The following is a 3,289-nucleotide window of genomic DNA, read 5'->3' as shown; positions in this document are numbered from 1 at the left end:
CCCACCACGGCACACCACGAGCCGGCGCGGGACGCCTCGGCGAGCAGGGCCAGCATCAGCGAGGTGCCGCCGCTGCGCCGGGGCTGCTCGGCGGCGACCGCGACCGTGCTGCCACGACGCAGCCCTCGGTTGGGCAGCAGCCCGGTCAGCTCGGGGGCCACCGGCAGCACACGGTGGCCGCCCGCCGGATCCGGTGCGCTCGCCGGACGCACCAGACCGGCCAGTGCGGCGGAACCGACCACCATGCGGCCCGCCATCGGACCTACCCCCCGTCGTGCTGGTACGTGCTGGGTGACAACTCAAAACCACGCCGGCACCGTCTCCCGGGGTCGGGCCCAGGGAGACGGGGCCGCAGAGGTCAGGCGGCGAGACCGTCGAGCGCCGGTTGGTGGACCACGCCGAGCGCGGTCTCCACCACCGTGACGAACTCCTCGGCGGCCCGCAGCAGGTCGTCGGCCTCCCGGGCGGTCACCACACGCGGGATGCCGGCCTCGGCGGCGGCCCGCTTGCCGGCCCCGAGGGCGAAGAACCGGGCCCACTCGTCGAGCTCGGGAGCGACACCGGAGAGCAGGACCCAGACGCTGGTGACCCGGTTGCGCCGGGTGGGTGCGGGACGGGCGCGGGCGGCGAGCAGGGCCGCGGCGGCGCGGAGCGCGGCCAGGTGCGCGGCGGCGTACCGCAGGCCGTCGGGACGGGTCTGGGCGGCCTCGGCCAACCCGTGCCGGGCGACCGCGAGAAGCTGCGCCGGAGTGCGGTGCGGCAGCACGTGCGCGGGCACCGTCGGTGCCTGAGCGGGGTTCGTCGGCATGGACTGTCTCCTCCACGTGGCCGGGTCGCTGCCCCGCGACGGAACTGCCCGTCGGCGGGACGCCGGGTCGAGTGGTGCGGAGGAAGACGCACCGGGTGGGGGCCGGCCGGGTGTGGATGCTTCCCCACACCACACCCGGCCGGCGTACCGGCGGGTTCGTCGCCCGCCGCCCGGGGGTCGTGGGCGGCGAGCGACGCTCCTGCCTGACGGGTGCCGGACTCGCGACTGTCCGGAACCCTGGGTGCGGCCCGCGGAGCCGCACCGCCCGGGCCGGCGCCGCGAAACACCATCCCGGGCTGGTTGGAACGGGCGTACGAGGCAATCGAACACTCGTTCTAACTGCTGCTGACAGTACACCCTCCCTCCGACAAAAAAGCAACGCACGACGCGCCCGGTCCGGCCGGCGCACGGCACACCGCGCCGGGGGTAACGAGTGCCCGGCGCGTCGGCCCTCACCGTCCGGTGGGTAGCCTCCGCTGGTGACCACCCCGCGCCCCGTCCTCGGCGTGGCCATGGTGCTCGGTTCGGGTGCGCTGTTCGCCGTCAACGGCACGGTCTCCAAGCTGGTGCTCCGGGCCGGCCTGGACCCCCAGCAGCTCACCCTGCTGCGGGCGGTCGGGGCCCTCGTCGGACTGCTGGCGCTGTGCCTGCTGGTGCCGCCCGGGGCCCGGCGGCTCCGGGTCACCCGCCGTGAACTGCCGCTGCTGGCCGGGTACGGCCTGACCGGCTTCTTCGGCGTACCGATGCTCTACTTCGTGGCCATCTCCCGCCTGCCGGTCGGGATCGGGCTGCTGTTCGAGTACACCGCGCCGCTGATGGTGGCCCTCTGGGCCCGGTTCGGCCAGCGCCACCGGGTCCGCCCGCGCCTCTGGGCCGGCCTGGCGCTGAGCCTGGTCGGCCTCGGCTGCGTGGCCGAGGTCTGGGGCGAGCTGAAGCTGGACGGCATCGGGGTGCTGGCCGGTCTCGGCGCCGCGGCCCTCCTGGCCGTCTACTACGTGCTCGGCGCGCGCGGGGTCGCCCGGCGGGACACGCTCTCCCTGTGCGCCTGGGCGTTCGGCGCCTCGGCCGTTGCCGGCCTGCTCACCCGCGCGGTCGTCGCGGGCAGCGGCGGCTGGGAGCCGCTGGCCGCCGACACCGACCGCGGGGCCCCGGTGGCGCTGCTCTGCGCGTACGTGGTGGTGCTCGGCTCGATCGTGCCGTACCTGCTGGTGGCCGGGGCGATGCGGCACCTCCCGGCGACCAGCGTGGGGATCGTCGGCATGGTGGAGCCGGTCCTCGCCGCGGCGGTGGCGTGGACGGTCATCGGTGCCGGCGAGGCGCTCAACACCGCCCAGCTCAGCGGCGGTCTGCTGGTGCTGGTCGGCGTCGCCCTGGCCGAAACCGCCCGCGTAGCCCCCTCCCCGACGTCCACCGCCCCACCCGCCCCACCCGCCCCACCCGCTCCACCCGCCCCGGACACCCTCACCGTCCCCCGCTAGCCCCACCCCTCCCCTCCCCATCCCTCCCCACCGCGATCATGCACTTCGGGTCGTCGATACACGGCTTCTGCACCTTTCGCACCGGCACGAAGTGCAAGATCGCGGCGGCCGGGCGGCGGTGGACGGGGTGGGGTGGTGAGCGGGGGGTGTGGGCGGCTGAACGTCGCCGGGGCGTACCGGGAAGAATGGCGGTATGCAGCCACACCCGAACGTGCGGGCGGTGCAGGAGGCGCTCGACGGCGCCGGCGCCCGCGACGGCTCCGGCGTGCCCACCGAGGTCCGCCTGCTGCCCGAGGCGGTCCACACCGCCGCGGCCGCCGCCGAGGCACTCGGCGTCGAGGTCGGACAGATCGCCAACTCGCTGATCTTCGAGGCCGACGGCGCGCCGCTGCTGGTGCTCACCTCCGGGGCACACCGGGTGGACACCCCCGAGCTGGCCGCGTCCCTCGGGGTCACCCGGCTGCGCCGGGCCAGCCCGTCCTTCGTCAAGGAGCACACCGGGCAGGTGATCGGCGGGGTCGCGCCGGTCGGCCACCCCGCGCCGTTGCGCACGCTGGTGGACACGGCCCTGGAGGCGTACGACGAGATCTGGGCGGCCGGGGGCGTACCGCGGGCGGTCTTCCCCACCACGTACTCCGAGCTGCTGCGGGTCACCGCCGGCACCCCCACCGAGGTGGCGTGAACACCGTTCCCGAGCTGGTCACACTGCACGTCTGGCGTACGTCACGGGCCGCGCTGCCCCGCGCGCTGACCCGGATGGCGCTCGACCCGCGCCGGCTGCGCGCCTCCGACGGCGTCCGGTTCGGCAAGCTGCTCGGCACCGGGACCGGCACCGGCTTCGGGCCGAACGACGCCGACCTGACCCGCTGGGCGGCGCTGACCGTGTGGGACTCCCCCGCCGCGGCGGCCAACTTCGACGACTCCCCGGTCGGGCGGGCCTGGGCCCGGATCGCCCGCGCCTCCGTCCGGGTCGACCTGCGCCCGCTGAGCAGCCGGGGCGAGT

3 protein-coding genes and 2 pseudogenes are annotated in these 3,289 nt (G+C 75.9%); 3 read left to right on the top strand and 2 right to left on the bottom strand.

The genetic code is table 11. From position 1 onward, the window contains the following. Together AB0I76_RS25840 and AB0I76_RS25835 are read right to left on the bottom strand one after the other, a co-directional pair. Positions 1 to 257 (bottom strand): annotated as a pseudogene (locus AB0I76_RS25840) (hypothetical protein); the annotation flags it as partial. A gap of 101 nt (positions 258 to 358) precedes the next feature. After that, entirely contained in the window at positions 359 to 808 is a 450-nt protein-coding gene (locus AB0I76_RS25835; RefSeq protein ID WP_357040493.1) for an SAV_6107 family HEPN domain-containing protein, read from the bottom strand. Between the two features lie 479 nt (positions 809 to 1,287). On the opposite strand from AB0I76_RS25835, the gene AB0I76_RS25830 reads away from it, so the two are divergent. The 3 genes and pseudogenes from AB0I76_RS25830 to AB0I76_RS25820 form a co-directional block, all read left to right on the top strand. Further along, a complete protein-coding gene (locus tag AB0I76_RS25830; RefSeq protein WP_357040490.1) occupies positions 1,288 to 2,286 on the top strand; it encodes an EamA family transporter in 999 nt (332 codons plus the stop codon). 193 nt (positions 2,287 to 2,479) lie between these two features. Next, positions 2,480 to 2,968 (top strand): YbaK/EbsC family protein, encoded by a 489-nt coding sequence (locus AB0I76_RS25825; RefSeq protein WP_357040487.1) that lies wholly within the window; start codon positions 2,480 to 2,482, stop codon positions 2,966 to 2,968. Beyond that, positions 2,965 to 3,289 (top strand): annotated as a pseudogene (locus tag AB0I76_RS25820) (monooxygenase); the annotation flags it as partial. The gene AB0I76_RS25825 and the pseudogene AB0I76_RS25820, both read left to right, overlap by 4 nt.

Source organism: Micromonospora sp. NPDC049799 (assembly GCF_040656655.1).
GTDB lineage: Bacteria > Actinomycetota > Actinomycetes > Mycobacteriales > Micromonosporaceae > Micromonospora.
The sequence above is the reverse complement of the archived record's forward strand: the minus strand, read 5'-3'. Positions and strand labels throughout refer to the sequence as shown.